At 70.0% G+C, this 19,592-nt stretch carries 20 protein-coding genes and 1 tRNA gene; 10 read left to right on the top strand and 11 right to left on the bottom strand.

Annotation, left to right across the window (positions count from 1 at the left end; genetic code table 11):
- Window positions 1-51: 51 nt before the first annotated feature.
- Window positions 52-1,056 carry a CPBP family intramembrane glutamic endopeptidase gene (locus tag ABD197_RS12590; RefSeq protein ID WP_344055052.1) on the bottom strand — a complete coding sequence of 335 codons (1,005 nt, stop codon included), beginning with the start codon at window positions 1,054-1,056 and terminating at the stop codon, window positions 52-54.
- A 97-nt stretch (window positions 1,057-1,153) separates the two neighbouring features.
- On the opposite strand from ABD197_RS12590, the gene ABD197_RS12595 reads away from it, so the two are divergent.
- The 3 genes from ABD197_RS12595 (at window position 1,154) to ABD197_RS12605 (ending at window position 4,047) form a co-directional block, all read left to right on the top strand.
- Window positions 1,154-1,846, top strand: coding sequence for a response regulator transcription factor (locus tag ABD197_RS12595; RefSeq protein ID WP_344055054.1), 693 nt, complete (start codon window positions 1,154-1,156; stop codon window positions 1,844-1,846).
- A 181-nt stretch (window positions 1,847-2,027) separates the two neighbouring features.
- Window positions 2,028-3,644, top strand: coding sequence for a sensor histidine kinase (locus tag ABD197_RS12600; protein WP_344055056.1), 1,617 nt, complete (start codon window positions 2,028-2,030; stop codon window positions 3,642-3,644).
- A 115-nt stretch (window positions 3,645-3,759) separates the two neighbouring features.
- On the top strand, window positions 3,760-4,047 hold the full coding sequence (locus tag ABD197_RS12605; protein WP_344055058.1) for a WXG100 family type VII secretion target: 288 nt from the start codon (window positions 3,760-3,762) through the stop codon (window positions 4,045-4,047).
- Between the two features lie 59 nt (window positions 4,048-4,106).
- On the opposite strand, the gene groL is transcribed toward ABD197_RS12605, so the two are convergent.
- The 5 genes from groL to ABD197_RS12630 all read right to left on the bottom strand — a co-directional run bounded on the left by groL (window position 4,107) and on the right by ABD197_RS12630 (window position 8,105).
- Window positions 4,107-5,726 carry a chaperonin GroEL gene (groL, locus tag ABD197_RS12610; protein ID WP_344055060.1) on the bottom strand — a complete coding sequence of 540 codons (1,620 nt, stop codon included), beginning with the start codon at window positions 5,724-5,726 and terminating at the stop codon, window positions 4,107-4,109.
- A 113-nt stretch (window positions 5,727-5,839) separates the two neighbouring features.
- Window positions 5,840-6,043 carry a cold shock domain-containing protein gene (locus ABD197_RS12615; RefSeq protein WP_179433900.1) on the bottom strand — a complete coding sequence of 68 codons (204 nt, stop codon included), beginning with the start codon at window positions 6,041-6,043 and terminating at the stop codon, window positions 5,840-5,842.
- Between the two features lie 133 nt (window positions 6,044-6,176).
- Window positions 6,177-6,752, bottom strand: a complete 576-nt coding sequence (locus ABD197_RS12620; RefSeq protein WP_344055064.1) for a LytR C-terminal domain-containing protein — start codon at window positions 6,750-6,752, stop codon at window positions 6,177-6,179.
- A gap of 57 nt (window positions 6,753-6,809) precedes the next feature.
- Complete coding sequence (locus ABD197_RS12625) at window positions 6,810-7,061, bottom strand: DUF3263 domain-containing protein (RefSeq protein WP_344055066.1); 252 nt, start codon at window positions 7,059-7,061, stop codon at window positions 6,810-6,812.
- Window positions 7,062-7,118: 57 nt separating this feature from the next.
- Window positions 7,119-8,105 (bottom strand): DUF2332 domain-containing protein, encoded by a 987-nt coding sequence (locus tag ABD197_RS12630; RefSeq protein ID WP_344055068.1) that lies wholly within the window; start codon window positions 8,103-8,105, stop codon window positions 7,119-7,121.
- Window positions 8,106-8,215: 110 nt separating this feature from the next.
- Between ABD197_RS12630 and msrB the strand changes: the two genes are divergently transcribed.
- Together msrB and ABD197_RS12640 are read left to right on the top strand one after the other, a co-directional pair.
- A complete protein-coding gene (gene msrB, locus ABD197_RS12635; RefSeq protein ID WP_344055070.1) occupies window positions 8,216-8,623 on the top strand; it encodes a peptide-methionine (R)-S-oxide reductase MsrB in 408 nt (135 codons plus the stop codon).
- Complete coding sequence (locus tag ABD197_RS12640) at window positions 8,620-9,198, top strand: nitroreductase family protein (protein WP_344055072.1); 579 nt, start codon at window positions 8,620-8,622, stop codon at window positions 9,196-9,198. The genes msrB and ABD197_RS12640 overlap by 4 nt, the downstream gene beginning before the upstream one ends.
- Here the strand turns inward: ABD197_RS12640 and ABD197_RS12645 are convergent.
- Complete coding sequence (locus ABD197_RS12645; protein WP_344055074.1) at window positions 9,188-10,141, bottom strand: DMT family transporter; 954 nt, start codon at window positions 10,139-10,141, stop codon at window positions 9,188-9,190. The two genes, ABD197_RS12640 and ABD197_RS12645, sit on opposite strands and share 11 nt — an antisense overlap.
- Window positions 10,142-10,215: 74 nt before the next feature.
- On the opposite strand from ABD197_RS12645, the gene ABD197_RS12650 reads away from it, so the two are divergent.
- The gene (locus tag ABD197_RS12650) at window positions 10,216-10,875 is read left to right on the top strand and encodes a hypothetical protein (RefSeq protein WP_344055077.1); all 660 of its coding nucleotides are present in this window, start codon (window positions 10,216-10,218) and stop codon (window positions 10,873-10,875) included.
- A gap of 98 nt (window positions 10,876-10,973) precedes the next feature.
- Here the strand turns inward: ABD197_RS12650 and ABD197_RS12655 are convergent.
- Window positions 10,974-11,049, bottom strand: a tRNA-Thr gene (locus ABD197_RS12655).
- Window positions 11,050-11,089: 40 nt separating this feature from the next.
- Window positions 11,090-12,064, bottom strand: coding sequence for a DsbA family protein (locus tag ABD197_RS12660; RefSeq protein WP_344055079.1), 975 nt, complete (start codon window positions 12,062-12,064; stop codon window positions 11,090-11,092).
- Between the two features lie 226 nt (window positions 12,065-12,290).
- Between ABD197_RS12660 and ABD197_RS12665 the strand changes: the two genes are divergently transcribed.
- Complete coding sequence (locus tag ABD197_RS12665; RefSeq protein ID WP_344055081.1) at window positions 12,291-13,397, top strand: ABC transporter ATP-binding protein; 1,107 nt, start codon at window positions 12,291-12,293, stop codon at window positions 13,395-13,397.
- Between the two features lie 76 nt (window positions 13,398-13,473).
- Window positions 13,474-14,784, top strand: coding sequence for a DUF4032 domain-containing protein (locus tag ABD197_RS12670; protein WP_344055083.1), 1,311 nt, complete (start codon window positions 13,474-13,476; stop codon window positions 14,782-14,784).
- 1 nt (window position 14,785) lies between these two features.
- Here the strand turns inward: ABD197_RS12670 and ABD197_RS12675 are convergent, their stop codons facing one another.
- Together ABD197_RS12675 and ABD197_RS12680 are read right to left on the bottom strand one after the other, a co-directional pair.
- Window positions 14,786-16,057 (bottom strand): dihydrolipoamide acetyltransferase family protein, encoded by a 1,272-nt coding sequence (locus ABD197_RS12675; protein ID WP_344055085.1) that lies wholly within the window; start codon window positions 16,055-16,057, stop codon window positions 14,786-14,788.
- On the bottom strand, window positions 16,057-18,246 hold the full coding sequence (locus tag ABD197_RS12680) for an alpha-ketoacid dehydrogenase subunit alpha/beta (protein WP_344055087.1): 2,190 nt from the start codon (window positions 18,244-18,246) through the stop codon (window positions 16,057-16,059). The genes ABD197_RS12675 and ABD197_RS12680 overlap by 1 nt, the downstream gene beginning before the upstream one ends.
- Window positions 18,247-18,367: 121 nt before the next feature.
- Between ABD197_RS12680 and ABD197_RS12685 the strand changes: the two genes are divergently transcribed.
- A complete protein-coding gene (locus ABD197_RS12685) occupies window positions 18,368-18,889 on the top strand; it encodes a VOC family protein (RefSeq protein ID WP_344055089.1) in 522 nt (173 codons plus the stop codon).
- On the top strand, window positions 18,886-19,590 hold the full coding sequence (locus ABD197_RS12690) for a GntR family transcriptional regulator (RefSeq protein WP_344055091.1): 705 nt from the start codon (window positions 18,886-18,888) through the stop codon (window positions 19,588-19,590). Before ABD197_RS12685 ends, ABD197_RS12690 begins: the two co-directional genes overlap by 4 nt.
- Window positions 19,591-19,592 lie beyond the last annotated feature (2 nt).

Here is a 19,592-nt window from a genome sequence, read left to right on the forward strand (position 1 = left end):
GGGCGCGAGGTCGTGCACTCAGTTGAGGCCGAGGCGGGACCGGGTCCGGGCTCAGCCCTGGACCGCGGGCTCGGGATCGCGCAGGACGAGCACACGGGGCAGCCGCGTACGGCGCATGAGCACCTCCACCCCCGCGACGTAGACCCCCACGAGCAGCGCCGACCAGATGAAGCTCACCACGCCCGGCGAGGACGCATTGACGTCGCTGAGCCCGGCGAGCGCCATCGCGAACGCCAGCAGATTGTTCACGACATGCACGGCGATCGCCGCCTCCAGCCCGCCCGTGCGCCACGTGAGCCATCCCGCGGCGACCGCGAACACGGCGACACCGGCCTGCCCGAGCGGGTCATACATGTGCCCGAGGACGAACAGCGGCACGGGCAGGAGGATCGCGAACAGAGGATGCCGCAACCAGCGGCCGAGGGACTGCTGCAGGTATCCGCGGAAGACGTACTCCTCTGCAGCGGCCTGCACCGGCACGACGAGGAGGATCACCAGCAGGGTGGCCAGGAGCCACGGGTTCTGCGCGGGCTCGAGCACCTCACCCGCCTGGGCGGACGGATCCGGCGGAAGCAGCAGCGAGACCCCGGTGAGCACGACCGCCGTCGCGACGGCGAGAGCGCCGCAGCGCAGCATCCACTTCCACCGCAGCCGCCCCGCCGCGGAGGAGATGAGCCCGGTCCGCGGACCGTTGACGATGAGCGAGGCCAGCACGTAGGCGGGCAGCATGAGGGCGATCGACCCGAGCAGCACGGCGACCTGCAGCGGATCGGCCAGGTCGAACCGCGCCCCCGCCGTCGCGAGCCGGTCAGCCGAGCCCGTATTGATTGCGGCCATCACGATCACGACGACCAGGACCGCCCCGATCATCACGGCATACAGGCCGAGACCGAGCAGACCCACCACGAGCGGAGTCCACCACCCGGACCGTCGGCGGGCGAACACCAGCCTGTGGAAGGCCAGCCCGCCCGTGCGGGCGTCGGGCGGCAGCACCGGCTCACGTGCGGGCGCGGGCGGAGATGCGGGCGCGGGCGGAGGGGCGGCGTCGAAAGTCACCCCTCATGATCTCTCGATGAGGGCTGCGTGGTCTCCCGATCGGGGCGCTCCGCGCGATATCCAGGCGACGCATCGATTACCTCGCCATAATGAGGGCATGACTGCACCGCGCATCCTCGTCGTCGACGACGAGCCGAACATTCGCGACCTGCTCATCACGAGCCTGAGGTTCGCCGGGTTCCAGGTCAGGGCCGTCTCCAACGGCGCACAGACGATCTCGGCCGTTCTCGAGGAGGAGCCCGACCTCATCATCCTCGACGTCATGCTGCCCGACATGAACGGGTTCAGTGTGACCAAGCGGCTCCGGGGCGCCGGCTACACCGCGCCGATCCTCTTCCTCACCGCGAAGGACGAGACCGAGGACAAGATCGCCGGCCTGAACGCCGGCGGCGACGACTACGTCACGAAGCCCTTCAGCCTCGACGAGATCGTCGCGCGCATCCAGGCGATCCTGCGCCGCACGATGCAGGCCGACGAGGAGTCCGTCATCCGCGCGGGCGAGCTCACGATGGACCAGGACACGCACGACGTCGTCGTCGGCGACGCCTCGATCGACCTCAGCCCCACGGAGTTCAAGCTCCTGCGCTACCTCATGCTCAACCCCAACCGCGTGCTGTCCAAGGCGCAGATCCTCGACCACGTGTGGGAGTACGACTTCAACGGCGACGCCGGCATCGTGGAGAGCTACATCTCCTACCTCCGCCGCAAGATCGACCCGCACTCGTCCGAGCCGCTCATCCAGACCAAGCGCGGCTTCGGCTACATGCTCAAGGCCGGCAAGACCGCCTGACGCGGTCCCGAACCGAGGGACCGACACTCTGTACGACAAGCGCCAGAAGAAGACGGATGCGGTCACCCGATGGTGGCGCGGCATCAGCCTGCGCGCGAAGGTCACGAGCGTCACCGTCATCCTGCTCGCCGTCGGTCTGATCGCGGCCGGGTTCGGCACGGCGTACTTCCTGCGCAACACCTTGATCGCCAACGTCGAGACCCAGCTCGACGCGCTCGCCCGCACCGATGTCGCGGCGACACTCGTGGACTTCTCACTCGAGGACGGCGCACTGCAGACCACACGCATCGAGGATGCGCCGGCGACGGACTACCGCGTCGCGATCTACGGCCCCGCGGAGGGGCCTCTCATCGGCACGGCCGGAGGTCGCGGCGTCGACCCGGTCTATCCCGAGGCCATCTCGCTCGAGCGAGCTCAGATCGATCAGCTCCAGCCGTTCTCGCTGTACTCCGAGGACGGCGAGTACGAGTTCCGCGCCACGGTCGCCCTGCAGGAGCTCCCGGGCGCGGGGGTGTTTTACACGCAGCTGGTCGCGCTGCCGCTCGCCTCGACGTATCAGGTCGTCGCGCAGTACATCGGCATCTACACGATCCTCGCGGTCATCATCCTGATCGCGAGCGCCTTCCTCACGCGCTGGCTCGTGACCCTCACGTTCCGCAGTCTCGGCCAGGTCGAATCGACCGCGACCGCGATCTCGGCGGGCGATTTCAGTCAGCGCCTGACCGACATCGAGCCCATGACCACCGAGGTCGGCCGGCTGAAGTCGGCGATCAACACCATGCTCGGGCGAGTGGATGCCGCGCTCTCGCAGCGCGACGCGTCGGTGCGCCAGATGCGGAGGTTCATCGGCGACGCGAGCCACGAGCTGCGCACGCCTCTCGTGACGGTCCGCGGTTACGCGGAGCTGTACCGGATGGGGGCGATCTCGGGAGATGAGGACGTCGCACAGGCGATGGAGCGCATCGAGAAGGAAGCGATGCGCATGGGCGTGCTCGTCGAGGACCTCCTCGCGCTCGCGCGTCTGGACGAACGCCGCGACGTTGTGATCGCCCCCGTGGATCTTCGGCCGATCGCCCGGGATGCCGCACTCGACGTCCGTGCGACCTCCCCGCTTCGTCAGGTCGTCGTCATCGACACGACGTCCGGACCCGCCGCTCCCCCGCCCTCGACCGACGATCCCGCGCCCACCGCTCCGGCGAAGACGAAGCGCCGGCCCGCGCCGGCGACCGCCGCGATCCCCCGCGTCGCGGCAAACCCGCTCTCGCTCCTCCGCCGCCGCCCGCGCCCGGGGGTCGGTGCGCTGGAACAGGTCGACGAGTCCGCACTGCCGGTCGAGACCGTGCCGGTCACCGTGGTCGCACGGCCCGCCCCGATCGTGCTGGGCGATGAGAACCGCATCCGCCAGGTCGTCACGAACCTCCTCGGCAACGCTCGCCGCTTCACGGCGGAGGACTCGCCGATCGACCTGCGTGTGGGCGTGGACACCGAGGCCGGGATGGGCTGGATCGAGGTCGCAGACCACGGCGAGGGCATCCCCGAGCAGATCCGCGACAAGATCTTCCAGCGGTTCTGGCGCGCCGACACCTCCCGCGCCCGAGAGACCGGTGGAGCCGGCCTCGGGCTCTCGATCGTCGCGTCGATCGTCGAAGCGCTGCACGGCACGGTGTCCGTCGAGGAGACGCCGGGCGGCGGAGCGACCTTCCACGTCGCCTTCCCGCTCGCCGCGCCCCGGGATGCCGCCGAGCACTTGCTGATCGAGACGCAGCCGCTCGAGCGACTCGTGCTGCCGGCGGACTGATCCGCTCCTCCCCAGGCAGGCCTGCGCGCCGACGACTGCACAGTCCGCCCGTGGGACAGCGGCAAGAGGTGCCGGCATCCGTACGGTGGAGAACCCGACCCACGAAGGAGCTCTCATGGCCGTCTACTCCGTCGACAGCGACGCGGTCCTCGCCACCACCGCCGCCGTGCGCGGCACGATCGATCGGCTGCAGTCCGAGACGCAGGCGATGCTCAGTCAGCTGACGCAGCTGCAGGGCTCGTGGACCGGCACCGCCGCCGTCGCGTTCCAGGGTGTCGTCGACCAGTGGCGGGCGACGCAGCGGCAGGTCGAGGATTCGCTCGCCGGCATCAACACGGCCCTCGCCGCTGCGGGTCGGCAGTACGCGGATGCCGAGCAGGCGACCACGAGCCTGTTCCGTTGACCGCCCCCGGACGCAGAACAGCCCCTCCCGAAGGAGGGGCTGTTCTGTGGAAGAAGGACTCAGAAGTCCATGCCACCCGTGGGGTCGCCGGCGGGAGCGGCGGCCTTCTCGGGCTTGTCGGCGACGACGGCCTCCGTGGTGAGGAACAGCGCGGCGATCGACGCGGCGTTCTGCAGCGCGGAGCGCGTCACCTTGGCCGGGTCGATGATGCCCTGTGCGAACAGGTCACCGTACTCGCCCGTGGCGGCGTTCAGGCCGAAGCCGGTCTCGAGGTCCGCAACCTTGTTCGCGACGACGCCGGGCTCGAGGCCCGCGTTCAGCGCGATCTGCTTCAGCGGCGCCTCGATGGCGACCTTGACGATGTTCGCACCGGTGGCCTCGTCACCCGTCAGGTGGAGACCCTCGAACGCGACCTTGCCGGCCTGGATGAGCGCGACGCCACCACCGGGGACGATGCCCTCCTCGACGGCTGCCTTCGCGTTGCGGACGGCGTCCTCGATGCGGTGCTTGCGCTCCTTGAGCTCGACCTCGGTCGCAGCGCCGGCCTTGATGACGGCGACGCCACCGGCGAGCTTCGCGAGGCGCTCCTGCAGCTTCTCGCGGTCGTAGTCGCTGTCGGTGTTGTCGATCTCGCGGCGGATCTGGGTCACGCGACCCTCGATCTGCGCGGCGTCACCGGCACCCTCGACGATCGTGGTCTCGTCCTTGGTGATGATGACCTTGCGGGCACGGCCGAGCAGGTCGAGCGTCGCGTTCTCCAGCTTGAGGCCGACCTCCTCGGTGATGACCTGGCCACCCGTGAGGATCGCGATGTCCTGCAGCTGCGCCTTGCGACGGTCGCCGAAGCCGGGAGCCTTGACGGCGGCCGACTTGAAGATGCCGCGGATCTTGTTGAGCACGAGAGTCGCGAGCGCCTCGCCCTCGACGTCCTCGGCGATGATGACGAGCTCCTTGCCGTCCTGGATCACCTTGTCGACGATCGGCAGAAGGTCCTTGATGTTCGAGATCTTCTGGTTCGCGATCAGGATGTACGCGTCCTCGAACACGGCCTCCTGGCGCTCCGGGTCGGTGACGAAGTAGGGGTTGATGAAGCCCTTGTCGAAGCGCATGCCCTCGGTGAGCTCGAGCTCGGTGCCGAACGTCTGCGACTCCTCGACGGTGACGACGCCCTCCTTGCCGACCTTGTCGATCGCCTCGGCGATCAGGTCGCCGATCGTCGAGTCGGCGGCGGAGATGGACGCGGTCGCGGCGATCTGCTCCTTGGACTCGACCGGCTTGGCCGAGGCGAGCAGCTCGTCGGAGATGGCCTGGACGGCCTTCTCGATGCCGCGCTTGAGCGAGATGGGGTCGGCGCCGGCGGCGACGTTGCGCAGGCCCTCGCGCACGAGCGCCTGAGCCAGGACCGTGGCGGTGGTGGTGCCGTCACCAGCGACGTCGTCGGTCTTCTTGGCGACCTCCTTGACGAGCTCCGCGCCGATCTTCTCGAAGGGGTCCTCGAGCTCGATCTCCTTGGCGATGGACACGCCGTCGTTCGTGATCGTGGGGGCGCCCCACTTCTTCTCGAGGACGACGTTGCGACCGCGGGGGCCCAGTGTCACCTTGACGGCGTCAGCCAGGATGTTCAGGCCGCGCTCGAGACCACGGCGGGCCTCCTCGTCGAAAGCGATGATCTTAGCCATGTGTTTTTCGTCCCTCCCGGACGTTGCGATGTCTTTAGCACTCAGATGAGTCGAGTGCTAATCCATTCTGGCACTCGACCCCATCGAGTGCAAGCCGCGGGAGGGGCGTGGCGTCACGCGACGACGCGGACGGACTCGGCCTGCGGTCCCTTCTGACCGGAGCCGACGGTGAACTCGACCGTCTGACCTTCTTCGAGCACGCGGAAGCCGCTCATGTCGATGTTCGAGTAGTGGACGAAGACGTCCTGCCCATCGGCGACGGTGATGAAGCCGAAGCCCTTCTCGGCGTTGAACCACTTGACGGTGCCCTGGGTCATCTGAATCTCCTGTTGAAGCGCGGGAACAGGGCCATCGTATGCACGCGGATCCGCGGGAAATCGCGGGAGGAGCAACTGTTGACACGCATGCATCGAAGTGTTTACCCGCCTGAAACACCCGGCGGTCGCGCGGTCATTCCGAGGGCGTCGGAGACGGCGGATTCGAGGTTCGGTCCAGGCCGATCACGACGGCGAGCTGCTTGGCCTCGGGGTCGTCCGTGGGCTGATACACGTCGCTCTGCGCGATCTTCGCGCCGCCGATCACCTCGGCGAGCCCCGCGGCGGCGGCTTCGTCCGCCGGCAGGTAGTAGAACACCGTCGTCTCGGCGAAGTCGGTGGACCCGGCCTCTCCGGCGGACACCGTGTCCTCCGCCCAGCCGGCGCCCACCACGACGTCCTTCATCTGAGTGGCGAGACCGACCTCGGGGGTCGCGTTGAGGATGAGCACCTCATACGTCGTGTCCACGACGGGTGTGACGACCGGGAGAGGGGATGCCGTCGGCGTGGGCGTCGGGAAGAGCACGACGCGTCCGCTCACCAGCAGCGTGCCGAAGATCCCGACCGCGACCAGCACGATCGTGGCCAGGACCGCCCACAGCAGGACGACCCAGCCCCGCATCCGCGGATTCTCCGCACGATGGGCGCCGACTCGGCCCCCGTCCGCGGGAAGGTCGTCGAATCGGTCCCGCGGGAAGGTCTCTCTCGGCACCCCACGATGCTACCCGGACCGACGGGCTCGCCCCGTCCCCGCCGTGGATGTGACCGCTCAGCGCGGAGCGCCCGCCGATCGAGCGAGGCGCGCGTGCTCGCGTGCGTCCCGGATGCGCCGGAGTCTCCCGGCGAGCATCGGGTCGTGCTCCTGCGCAGCGGTCGTGTCGATCAGCCTTCCGAGCAGCTGGTAGTACCGCGCGGGCGCGAGGCCGAGTTCGGCGCGGATCGCCTCCTCTTTCGCCCCCGCGTGGGCGCGCCAGCGGGCCTCGAACTCGAGGATGGCGCGATCGCGGTCGGTCAGGGGCACGCGGCAACGCTAACCCGCCGGCGGCATCTCGCTCGGATGCCACTCCGGGCCCCCGCCTCACGCCTCGGTCGACCACACCACCCATGCCCCGAGCGGATCGACCCGGGCCAGCGCCGAACCGTCGCGACGCAGCACGAACCCGCCGGGCCCGGCGGCGGCATCGACCGCGTCGACTCCGTCGAGGTGCATCGCCGGCGGGTCGATCGAGATCCACACCGCCCCGCTCGCCCGGATCGACGAGACGAGGCGCGCACGTCCGGCGCGGTGGATGTGCGGCAGGACGCCGGGGGTGGTGATCACGAGCGTCGCATCGGCCGGTGCCCGGGCCGCGAGGTGCGCGAGCGTCGCGGGGTCTGTCGCATCCCCTCGTACGAGCAGGGGCGGGTCGGCCGCGACGACGTCGAGCGCGGCCTCGATCCGCGCCGCGCGCCCCTCCTCCCCCGGCCACACCAGACTCGTCAGGAACCGCCGGTCGGCCGGGTCGGCCGCATCGAGCGGAGTGAGATCGACACCCGCCCGCCACACGATGTCCGGCATCCGCAGGGGTGGATCGCCCGTCAGTGCGGAGCGGAGCACGACCGCGGACGGGCCGTCGGACGGGTCCAACGCCGCACCTCCGTCGTAGCGGTAGGAGTACCGGTCGGGGTACAGGCAGAGTCCCGCGCTCGCCCCGACCTCCAGGAGCGCGATCGGTCCGGACACGCCGCTGAGAGCGGGAAGCAGCGCGGCGCATCGGAGCGGCTCGTTCGTCTGCAGCGAGCGGGCCGAGCATTCCGCGACGAGTTCGTCGGCATGACCCAGAACCCACTCGGCGAACGCCGCGTACCCCGCCTCCGGCGCACCGAGCATCCGGGCGACCGCGAACACGAGCGGGGGCTGGCGGTGCGTCGCGGGGATGCGCGTCAGGACGCCGGCCACCCGCTCATCGTCGGCGACGCCGCCCGCCCACGCGGCGTACACCGCCGACCGGTCGGGCGCTTCGTCTCGCGCGAACCGCAGGTAACGATCGCGGACCTCGGCGGTGTCCGGCGCGGCGGCATCCATCCCGCCATTCTCCCCGCACGCGCGACGGAGCCGCGGAGGCACCGGTGAGGTTGAATGGATGCGGCGATGTGCACGGCGTCAGAGCGTGCACCGCGGCGAAGGAGACCGGAATGACCTACAGCGTGCAGAAGACCGACGAGCAGTGGCGTGCCGAGCTCGACGCCGACCAGTACCAGGTGCTGCGGCAGGCGGCGACCGAGCGGGCGTGGACCGGCGAACTGCTCGACGAGAGCCGCGCAGGGCTCTACACGTGCGCCGGATGCGGCGCGGAGCTCTTCCAGAGCGGCACGAAGTTCGATTCGCACTGCGGGTGGCCGAGCTTCTACGAATCGGTCCGTCCTGAAGCGGTCGAGCTCATCGAGGACACCTCGCACGGCATGATCCGAACCGAGGTGCGGTGCGCGGCGTGCGGCTCGCACCTCGGCCACGTCTTCCCCGACGGCGTCGGCACCCCGACCGGCGACCGCTACTGCATGAACTCGATCGCGCTGTCGTTCACCCCCGAGCCCGACGCGTGACCTCGGCGCTGGAGGCGGTGCGCAACCGCCGTTCGTGGTCGAAGGTGACCGCCGAGGCTCCCACGCGCGCCGAACTGCTCACGCTGCTGACCGCCGCCGGGCGCGTCGCCGATCACTCCTCGATGCGCCCGTGGCGGGTCATCGAGCTGCGCGGCAGCGATCGCGAGCGTCTCGGTCGTGCGATCAACAAGGCCGTCGGCGCGAAGGGGTCCTCCTCCAAGCCGCTGCGCGCACCGCTCCTCCTCGCCGTCGTCGCGACGTACCGCAAGAGCGACAAGGTGCCGCGGTGGGAGCAAGAGGCCGTCGCGTCGGGCGTGGCGCACATGCTGAGCCTGCTGCTGGACGAAGCGGGCTGGGGCGTCATCTGGCGCACGGGTCACTACACCCGAAGCAAGCCGGTCGCGAAGCTGCACGGTCTCGGCAAGAACGAAGAGCTCCTGGGCTGGCTGTACATCGGCGGCAAGCCACCCAAAGCGCGCCCCGGTCGCCGCAAGGCCGTCGACGCGCGCCGGCACTTCTCGCGGCTCCCGTCCGCCAAGCGCACCGAGGCCGAGGCGACCGAGCTCAGCTCCTGAGCCGCCGCAACCGCCCCCAGGGCGCCGTCGCGACCACCACCGACAGCAGGGCCACGATCACCATCGCGAGCGCCTGCACCGGCCCCGGACTCGCCGGCGCCGGCCACACCGCGTCGAGCGCGAACGACGTGCTCAGCTGGCCGACGACCGCACCGAGACCGAGCAGCAGCACGCCGGTGCGGCTCACCAGCGCGGCCGACAGGAAGATGTAGACCACGCCGATCGCGCCGCCGGTGTACAGCCACGCTTCGCCGGGCAGCGCGCGCGGTGCCCCGACGGCACCGACGTGAATCGCCGCGGCGACAGCCAGGATGACCGTTCCGCCGGCGAAGTTCACGAACGTCGCGGTCAGGGGCGTGCCCACCCTTTGACGAAGACGTCCGTTCGTCGCCTGCTGCCACGCGATGCCGACGCCGGTCAGAAGCGGCATGACCAGCATCCACAGGGGGATGCCGGTGAGTCCGTCGCCGATCAGGGCGATGCCGACCGCCCCGAAGGCGAGCGCGCCACCCAGCAGCCGCGGGACCGTCACCGCCACGACGCCGGCGGGTCCGTATCCGGTGCGGTCCAGCACGAGGCCGCAGATCGCCTGCCCCGCGACGACGCCGACCGTGAACAGCGACACCCCGATCAGCCCCACGGCGATGCCCTGCGTCGCGACGGTGAGGGCTCCCGCGGCGCCACCTGCCAGCATCCACCACGGAATGCCCCGCGATCGGATGCCGCGCACGAGCGCCGCGAAACCCCGCCGGCCGACGGGCAGGGCGATCGAGAGCAGGATCAGGATCACGAGCCCGGATCCGAAGGAGATGACGGCCGCGACGAGGCCGTCGCCGATGCGCGCGCCGAGCTGCCCGTTCACCCTCGCCTGCAACGCGGTGAGGATGCCGACGAGCACCGCTCCGCCCACTGCCGTCCAGGCGGGCAGACGACGTTGTGGCACGGCTCCATCATGCCTCGCGCGGGCGCGGACCCCGGCACGGCGAGCGCGTCCGAGGTCGCGGTTAGCCTGGAGGGGTGCCCACATCCGCGCGCACGCGCTCCCTTCTGACCTGGCTGCCGGCCACGATCCTCGTCGTCGTGATCGGCCTCATCGTGCTCGCGACGTTCGCGGTGCAGGGATCGTGGTGGGCCGAGGACCGGCCGGCGGCGTCGACCGATCAGAAGGCGTCCGACGGCTCGAGCATGCTCACCGACGCCGGGTTCGACTACGTGAACGTCGAGGGGATCGTGCGCGTGCGCATCGGCGACGGCGCACTGCCCGCTGCAGATCTCGGGATGCCGACGGACGGGGACAAGTCGGCCGAGTTCCGCCGGCCCGTCCGCGCCGTCATGGCGGGCGGCTCGGATGTCTACGTCGTGGACGATGTGGCGGCGCTCACCGCGGTCACGCAGTCCGGCGCGCTCGCCTCGGTGACCCTGGCGCTCGACAACCCCGGCACGTGGTCGGATGCCGTCAACACGGTGCGCGCGCTCGCCCCGACCTACGGGTGGGACTCGTCGCAGATCGACGCGCTCGACGAAGGCCTGGCGGAGTACAACCGCGGGGACTCCGCCGAGCCGTTCATCGCGACCGTCGGGCCGTCGGTCGGTGGTGCCGCGGTGACCGCGACGCTCACGTTCTACCCGGGCAGCGGAGCGACACCGGTCACGCTGATCTTCGCCCCGGCGTCCTGACCCGGGCGCAGGTCGCGTCGCCCGCGGGTGCTGCAGTTTCCTGCAGACGCGGTGATGCTCGGCACAGCGCTCGCAGGAAACTGCAGCACTCGCGCCTCTGGAGCCGACTACGGGACTTGAACCCGTAACCCCCTAATTACAAGTTAGGTGCGCTACCAATTGCGCCAAGTCGGCAGAACCCCGAGTCTAGCGAAGCCGTGAGAGCGGCATCCGCCTACGGAGTGGGCGTCGGGGTCGCGGTCTCGCCGGGCGTCGCGGTGGGTGACGGGGTCTTGTAGTACGCGTCGCTGTCGCTCGTCAGGACGAACTGCGCGAACTCCTTGGGGTCCTGCAGCGATCCGACGTACTGCACGCCGTTCACGAACACCATGGGCGTACCGGTGAGCGTGACGTCCTTCGTCTCGGGCAGGCCCTGCAGGGCGCGCTCGGTCGCGGCCTTCGCCCACGAGGCGAACTCCTGCTTCTCGATGCACGCGCGCACGACCTTGGGCGACTGCACGCCCCGCGCCTGCGCGATGTCGGCGAGCTCGGTGTCGGTGTAGCCGTCGGCGTCCACCTCGGGCTGCTCGGTGAGGAGTGCGTTGTTGAAGGCGAAGAACGTCTCCGGCGAGTGGGTCGCCACGCACGCCGCGGCGCTGGCCGCGCGCAGCGAGTACTTCGTGCCGTTCGACTTCGCGGTCAGCATGGCGACCGGGTAGTAGGTCAGCGTCACGGCGTCGTCGGCGACCCACTTCGACAGCTGCTGCACGTTCGCCACCTGGAAGTCGTGAGAGCCGGTGGAGAGGTAGTCGACGTACACGCGGATGTCGACCGCGGGCTTCTCGGTCGGGGATGCCGTCGGGGTGGGTGACGGCGTCTCGGTCGGGAGCGCCTCGAGCGTCTGCGCCGCCGCCTCGTCGTCCACGGTGCCGGACTCGGTCGCGGATGCGACGCCGGTCACGGTGGTCACGACGAATCCATCGTCCGTCACGTTCGTCGGACTCAGCTGCGGCTGCGAGAGAGAGGAGGAGACCACCCAGGTGACCACGACCGCCGCGACCGCGACGATGCCGACCACGACCGCGCCGATCGACGCGGTGCGGATCAGTCGCGCGCGAGACTGCTTCGCCTGAACCTGCTGCGCCTTCTCGCGGACCGCGTCACGGCGGTCCCGCTCGGCGGGCACGTTCGGGGAGTCGTCGCTGGACATGGAACCTCTCGGAGCGGACTGCGGAGCGATGCTCCGGCATGGCCGCACGGGTGAGGCGACCGAGAACGATGTTAACCAGGCAGGCTGGGAAATCCCCAGACGGCCCGTGCGTGTGAACCGTGTCATACTGGGCGCACGCCCAACGAGGGGCTGCGGGCCCAACCCCCGCTCATTCCATCACTACGGATCGTCCGGCACGTACCTGCCGGTGAAGGAGAAGAGAACAATGGCGTCAGTCACGTTCGACAACGCATCCCGCTTGTACCCCGGTGGCACCCGTGCCGCGGTCGACAAGCTGAACCTCGAGGTCGGAGACGGCGAATTCCTCGTCCTCGTCGGCCCCTCGGGCTGTGGCAAGTCCACGTCCCTGCGCATGCTCGCCGGCCTCGAAGAGGTCAACTCGGGCCGCATCCTCATCGGCGACCGCGACGTCACCGATGTGCCGCCGAAGGACCGCGACATCGCGATGGTGTTCCAGAACTACGCGCTGTACCCGCACATGACCGTCGCCGAGAACATGGGCTTCGCCCTGAAGATCGCCGGCGTCGGCAAGGAAGAGCGCGCCGCCCGCGTGCTCGAGGCGGCGAAGCTCCTCGACCTGGAGGACTACCTGACCCGCAAGCCGAAGGCCCTCTCGGGTGGTCAGCGTCAGCGCGTCGCCATGGGCCGCGCGATCGTGCGCCAGCCCCAGGTGTTCCTCATGGACGAGCCGCTGTCGAACCTCGACGCCAAGCTCCGCGTCCAGACCCGTACGCAGATCGCGTCGCTCCAGCGCCGCCTCGGCGTCACCACCGTCTACGTCACGCACGACCAGACCGAGGCCCTCACGATGGGTGACCGCATCGCGGTCCTCAAGGACGGCCTCCTGCAGCAGGTCGGCACGCCGCGCGACCTGTACGAGCGCCCGAACAACGTGTTCGTCGCCGGCTTCATCGGCTCCCCCGCCATGAACCTCTTCCCGGCGGACCTCGCCGAGGGCGGCGTCCAGTTCGGTACGGAGGTCGTGCCGCTGGACCGCGACACGGTCGGCCGCGCGAACGGCAGCCAGGTCACCGTGGGCGTGCGTCCCGAGGACATCGTCGTGGGCCCCGCCGACGGCAAGGGCCTCTCGGTCGTCGTCGACCTCGTCGAGGAGCTCGGCGCGGACGGCTACCTCTACGGTCACGCGGACATCGCCGGCAAGCGCACCGACATCGTCGCGCGCGTCGACGGTCGCCGTCACCCGAACGCGGGCGACACGGTGACCCTCGCCGCGACCGCCGGTCACGTGCACGCGTTCGACCTCGAGACGGGCGAGCGCCTCAACGACGCTCCGGTCATCTCCGGCAGCTGAGAACACCATCGCGGCGCGGAGGGTCACACCGACCCTCCGCGCCGCGCTTGTCTTTCCCCCGCCGAACGGAGGCAACGTGCCCGACGCCCTGAGCATCACGGCGAGTTCCGTCGACCCCGGGCTGCTCTCCCTCCCCTGGTCCACTCCCCTCGGCGAGTGGCCGAGCAGCAACATCGTCTTCCTGCCGAAGGGCCTCTCGCGCCACCTGGTGCGCTTCGCGAACCTGTCCGGCCGCGTCGTCGCGATCAAGGAGACGACCGCCGAGATGGCGCGGCGCGAATACGACATGCTCGGCAATCTCGACCGGCTCGACGCCCCGTGCGTGGACCGGGTGGCCGTGATCGATGGACGGACGGATGCCGACGGCAGGGAGTTGCCGGCCGCCCTCGTCACCGCGCACCTGAAGTTCTCCCTCCCTTACCGCGCCCTGTTCACGCAGGTGCTGCGGCCCGACACCGCCGGGCGCCTGGTCGACGCACTCGCCGTGCTCCTCGTGCGCCTGCACAACGTCGGCTTCTTCTGGGGCGACGTCTCGCTGTCGAACACCCTCTTCCGTCGGGACGCGGGCGCGTTCGCCGCGTACCTCGTGGATGCCGAGACCGGCGAGCTGCATGAGGGCGGACTCACCCGCGGCCAGCGCCTCCACGATCTCGACGTCGCACGCACGAACATCGCCGGCGAGATCATGGACCTCGAGGCCGGCGGGCGCCTCGAGGGCGGTGTCGATGCGATCGCGATCGCCGACGGGATCATGTCCTCGTACCACTCGCTGTGGGCGGCCCTCACGGATGAAGAGGCGTTCTCGGCGAACGAGTCGTGGCGGATCACCGAGCGCGTGCAGCGCCTGAACGACCTCGGCTTCGACATCGGCGAGATGTCGATCCAGGCACGCTCGGACGGCACGAAGGTGTCGATCCAGCCGAAGGTCGTGGATGCCGGACACCACACGCGGCGCCTGCTGCGACTGACCGGTCTCGATGTCGAAGAGAATCAGGCCCGGCGCCTGCTGAACGACCTCGACGAGTTCCGTGCGCGCATCTCCCGCCTCGGCGACGACGAGGAGATGGTCGCCCACGAATGGCTGACCCGCGTGTTCGAGCCGGTGATCAAGTCCATCCCGTTCGAGCTGCGCGCCAAGCTCGAGCCCGCGGAGGTCTTCCACCAGGTGCTCGAGCACCGCTGGTACATGTCGCAGGCGCGCGGCAAGTCCGTGCCGCTGGCCGAAGTGATCACGAGCTACATCGAGGACGTCCTCCGGCACCGCCGCGACGAGGCGACCCTGATGGCTCCCGAGACCGAGACGATGGCCCTCCCCGTCATCACCGCCGACATCCCGATCCAGGACGACGACGAGGCGGACGCGGTCGACTGGCGCGACCTGGTCTGACTCAGACCAGCATCCGCACCGGATTCTCCACGGACGACACGAACGCGCCGAGCCACTGCGCGGCCAGCGCCCCGTCGAGCACGCGGTGATCGGCCGACAGGGTCACGGTCATGATCGTCGCGACCTCGAGTCCGCCGTCCGCACCGACGACCGGACGCGGCGCGGCGGCGCCGACGGCGAGGATCCCGGACTGCGGCGGGTTGAGGATCGCCGAGAACTCGCGGATGCCGAACATCCCGAGGTTCGAGACCGAGAACGCCCCGCCCTCGAGCTCCTGCTGCCGCAGCCGCCCGGAGCGAGCCCGCGCGGCGAGGTCCTTCAGCGTCGCGCTCAGCTCGCCGAGCGGCATCCGATCGACGCCCCGGACCACGGGGGTGACCAGTCCACCCTCGATCGAGACGGCGATCGCGATGTCCGCGCCGGCGAACCGCCGGGTCGCGTCCGGCGTCCAGATCGCGTTGGCGTCGGGCACAGCGGTCAGCGCGGCGCCGACGGCCTTCACCACGAAATCGTTCACCGAGATCTTCTCGTCGCGGTCGGCGTTGATCTCACCCCGCAGGCGCAGCAGGGCATCCACCCGGCAGTCCGCCGTGAGGTAGAAGTGGGGCACGCTCGCCTTGCTCTCGGTGAGACGGCGCGCGATCGCCCGGCGCATCGGCGTGTGCGGGACATCCGTCCACGGCGTTGCGTCGGCGGGGCTGCTCTGCGGCTCGGCGGCGACGGGCGGCGCAGCCACCGGGACCGCCACGCTCAGCCCGTCCACATCGCGGCGGACGATGCGCCCGCCCGGGCCGCTTCCGGCGATCGTCGCGAGATCGAGACCTCGTTCCTTGGCGAGGCGTCGCACGAGGGGGCTCGCGAAGATGCGCCGCGGCGCGGACCCGTCCTGCATCGACGGGGTCGCGGCGGCCGCGCCCTGCGCCGCGGCGACCGCCGGCGCGGACACGGGTGCGGACTCCGGCGCGGGCGCAGACTCGGTCCTGCCCGCAGCCGACCCGACTCCGGCGGCGCTCAGCGCCTCCGCCGCGGTCTCGCCCGTACCCGCGAGCACGGCGATGGGGTCGCCCACCGCGACGGCCTGGCCCGGTTCCACCAGGAGCCCGGCGATCACCCCGGCCTCGTCGGCCTCGTGCTCGAACACGGCCTTCTCGGTCTCGATCTCGGCGACCGTCTGGCCGACGGACACTTCGTCGCCGACGGATACGAGCCAGCTCTGCAGCGCGGCCTCGGTCGCTCCGGCCATCACGGCCGGCATCCGCATGATCGTCGCCATCAGCGGCCACCGAACCCTTCGCGCACACGCTCGATCCCGGCGACGACCTCTTCGGTCCGGGCGATCGCCGCACGCTCGAGCACCTGTGAGATCGACGGTGACGCCTCGCCGCCGGTGACCCGCTGCACGGGCTGGTCGAGCCAGTCGAAGAAGCGCCGCTGGATCTCATCGGCGAGCCACGCGCCGTAGGACGTCCCCTGCGCGCCCTCCTCGACGATCAGGACCGCGTTCGTCTTGCGGATGCTCGCGCCGATCGTGTCCCAGTCGACGGACGCACGGTCGAGCCAGCGGAGGTCGATGAGCTCGGCATCCACGCCGGTCTGCGCGATCGCCTCGGCACTGTGCCGCACCATGGACAGATAGCTGATGACGGTGAGGTCGGCGCCCTCCCGACGGACCGCCGCGGTACCGGGCGGGATCACGTAGTCCAGGTCGTCGTCGGAGACCTGCTGCATCGTCCCGTACAGATCGACGTGCTCGATCACGAGCACCGGGTCGTCGATCGCCAGGGCCGCGTTCATGAGCCCCACATAGTCGGCGGCGGTCGAGGGCGCCACGATCCGCCACCCTGCGCTCGTGGCGAAGATGCCCGCCGGGTCCATCAGGTGCTGCGACCCGTAGCCCGAGCCCATTGCGACCTTCGTGCGCAGCACGAGGGGCACGGCGTGGGTGCCCCCGAACATGTGGCGGGCCTTCGCGATCTGGTTGAAGACCTGATCGGCCGCGACCCAGACGAAATCGGGATACATGAACTCCACGACCGGACGGAAGCGCCCGTCCAGCGCGAGTCCGCCGCCGAGGCCCACGAACGCGTTCTCGCTGATCGGCGTGCCCAGCACCCGCTCGGGTCCGTACTTCTTCGCCAGGCCCTTCGTCGCGCCGTTCGTGCCGCCGGCCAGGCGATGCACGTCTTCACCCATCACGATGATGCGCTCGTCCGCTTCCATCCGGCGGTCCATGATCGCCGCGACGACGTCGACGAACTTGCGCTCCCCTGCGGCCTGAGCGGGCTCGGCCGCGGTGCGGGCATCGAGTCCGTCCAGCTCGCGCAGGTCGCTGCGGATGCCGACGTCGACGAATCCCGGATCGGGCCAGAGCGCCGGACGGATGCGCCGGCGCGCAGGGTCGTCGGGATCCTGCTCGAGGAGCTCCGCGACGGCGGACGCCATCGCCGTCTGGGCATGCGATCGCAACGCGAGGACAGCAGCCTCGTCGATGAGATCGCGGGAGATCATCTCCTTCGCGACCCGATCGAGCGGGTCGCGGGCCCGCCACGTGCCCTCCTCTTCCTTGGTGCGGTAGCCGAAGGCGCTCCCGGGGTACGGACCGTTCTGGTGGAAGAACCGGTAGACCTCGGCCTCGATGATCGTCGGCCCGTCGCCGGCCCGCATGCGCTCGGCCGCCGCTTCCATCGCCAAGTGCACCGCGAGCGGGTCCATTCCGTCGACCCGCCAGGCCGGGATGCCGAATCCCTGACCGCGCACGGAGAACCGCGTGTCGGCGGTGACTTCCGCGGCGTGCGTGGACACGGCGTACAGGTTGTTCTCGATGAAGAAGCACAGCGGCAGCTTCCAGGCGGCAGCGAGGTTCATGCTCTCCAGGACCGACCCGATCTGGCTGGCGCCGTCGCCGAAGCAGTTGATCGACAGGTCGGTCGTGCCGGCGTGCTTCTGGGCCCATGCGTTGCCGGCGGCCATCGGCGCGCCGCCGCCGACGATGGCATTCGTGCCGAGCGCGCCGGCCTCGAGCCACTGCAGGTGCATGGACCCGCCGCGGCCGCCGCAATACCCCTGAGCGAGCCCGAGGATCTCGGCGAGAGTTCGCTGCAGCACGTCCTGCACCGCCTCGTCGACGGGTTCCTGCGCGCGCATGGACCCGCCGCTCACGTGGGTGAGCGCCTTGGCGAGGAACTGGTGGTGACCGCGGTGCGATCCGTTGATGCCGTCGGTGGAGCGCAGCCCCACGATGGAGCCGACCGCGCCGCCCTCTTGACCGATGCTCGAGTGCGCCGGACCGTGAACGAGGCCCTCTCCGGCCAGATCGAGCACGGTCTCCTCGAACGCGCGGATCAGATGCAGCTGCACGAGCATCGTCTCCAGCAGCGCGGGATCAGCGGCGTCCCAGTCCTCAGGCGTCGACTCGAGTTCGATCCAGTCGACCCCGGTGTCCAACGAGCGCGTGCGCGGCATCCTTGCCTCCGTTTCACCGTCACAATATCTCGGATTGCATCCAATCACAACAATGTGCCGCATCAGGACTGGTAATCGCCACGTTTCAGCGCAAGGATGGATCCAATGAAGGGAGATCGTCATGATCCCTGGTCTGCGCGGAAGCGACCACCTCGGCATCACCGTCCCGGATATCGACCAGGCGGAGCGCTTCTTCGTCGACGTCCTCGGCGCGGTGCCGGTCTACACGCTCGGTGCCAAACGCGCCGACGACGACTGGATGAGCGTCCAGTTGGGCGTCCATCCGCGAACGGTCATCCGCGAGATCCGCTTCTACCGGCTGGGCAACGGCACCAACATCGAGCTGTTCGCCTACGACAGCGCAGACGGGCAAGCACCGCAGCCCCGCAACAGCGACATCGGCGGCCACCACCTCGCGCTGTACGTCGACGACATGGATGCCGCACTGGAGTACCTTCGACGGCATGACGTCGAGATCATGGGCGAACCGGTCGCAAGCGCGGGCGCGTCCGCCGGCCAGCGCTGGGTGTACTTCCGCAGCCCGTGGGGAATGCAGTTCGAGCTCGTGAGCTTTCCCGAGGGCAAGGCCTATGAGGACGGGGCGGCGACGCTGCTGTGGCACCCCGCACGGCCCGCCGAGTGAGCGTCCCCCGTACCGGCGCGCCGGCGGCCCGGGCGGTGCGGCCCACCCCCGACGGTCACGGTGCCGCCGGCATCCGCGTCGCGGACGCCCTCCGCACGTCGATCCTCGACGGCGACTACGTGCCCGGCGAGCGCATCCGCCAGGAGGTGCTCGCCGAGAGGTACGGCGCGAGCCGGGTACCGGTGCGTGAGGCGCTGCGCACGCTCGAGGCGGAGGGACTGATCACCCTCGTCGCGAACACCGGGGCCTGGGTCGCTCAGATCAGCCTCGCCGAGTGCGAGGAGATGTACCAGATCCGCGAGCGGATCGAACCATTGCTGCTCCGTCTCAACCTCCCGCTCCTTCAGCCGGGCGATGTCGCGGAACTCGAGAGGCTCGCCGACGCGATGGAAACCGCGGACGTGGAGGAGTTCCTGAGCCTGGACCGCACGTTCCATCTGTCCTGCTACGACCTCGCCCCCACGTCGGTGCTCGGCGATCTCGTCGTCCAGCTGTGGAACCGCACGCAACACTATCGGCGTGCTTTCACGCGCGTCTTCCGGTCCGAGGGCGACCGGAGCGTCCACCACGAGCACCACCTTCTCGTGGCCGCGATCCGCCGAGGCGATGCGGACGAGGCCGAGCGGGTGCTCGCCGGACACATCCGCCGCACCCGTCTCGAGCTCGCGCGTCACCCCGAGGTGTTCGCCGGACCCGAGTGACC

The sequence above is a fragment of the Microbacterium lacus genome, assembly GCF_039531105.1.
Lineage (GTDB): Bacteria > Actinomycetota > Actinomycetes > Actinomycetales > Microbacteriaceae > Microbacterium > Microbacterium lacus.

Coding starts and splice junctions, on each gene's coding strand:
- ABD197_RS12665 (WP_344055081.1), top strand. CDS start 12,291: ATGGCGTCAGTCACGTTCGACAACGCATCCCGCTTGTACCCCGGTGGC.
- msrB (WP_344055070.1), top strand. CDS start 8,216: ATGACCTACAGCGTGCAGAAGACCGACGAGCAGTGGCGTGCCGAGCTC.
- ABD197_RS12595 (WP_344055054.1), top strand. CDS start 1,154: ATGACTGCACCGCGCATCCTCGTCGTCGACGACGAGCCGAACATTCGC.
- groL (WP_344055060.1), bottom strand. CDS start 5,726: ATGGCTAAGATCATCGCTTTCGACGAGGAGGCCCGCCGTGGTCTCGAG.
- ABD197_RS12660 (WP_344055079.1), bottom strand. CDS start 12,064: ATGTCCAGCGACGACTCCCCGAACGTGCCCGCCGAGCGGGACCGCCGT.
- ABD197_RS12685 (WP_344055089.1), top strand. CDS start 18,368: ATGATCCCTGGTCTGCGCGGAAGCGACCACCTCGGCATCACCGTCCCG.
- ABD197_RS12630 (WP_344055068.1), bottom strand. CDS start 8,105: ATGGATGCCGCCGCGCCGGACACCGCCGAGGTCCGCGATCGTTACCTG.
- ABD197_RS12605 (WP_344055058.1), top strand. CDS start 3,760: ATGGCCGTCTACTCCGTCGACAGCGACGCGGTCCTCGCCACCACCGCC.
- ABD197_RS12615 (WP_179433900.1), bottom strand. CDS start 6,043: ATGACCCAGGGCACCGTCAAGTGGTTCAACGCCGAGAAGGGCTTCGGC.
- ABD197_RS12675 (WP_344055085.1), bottom strand. CDS start 16,057: ATGGCGACGATCATGCGGATGCCGGCCGTGATGGCCGGAGCGACCGAG.
- ABD197_RS12680 (WP_344055087.1), bottom strand. CDS start 18,246: ATGCCGCGCACGCGCTCGTTGGACACCGGGGTCGACTGGATCGAACTC.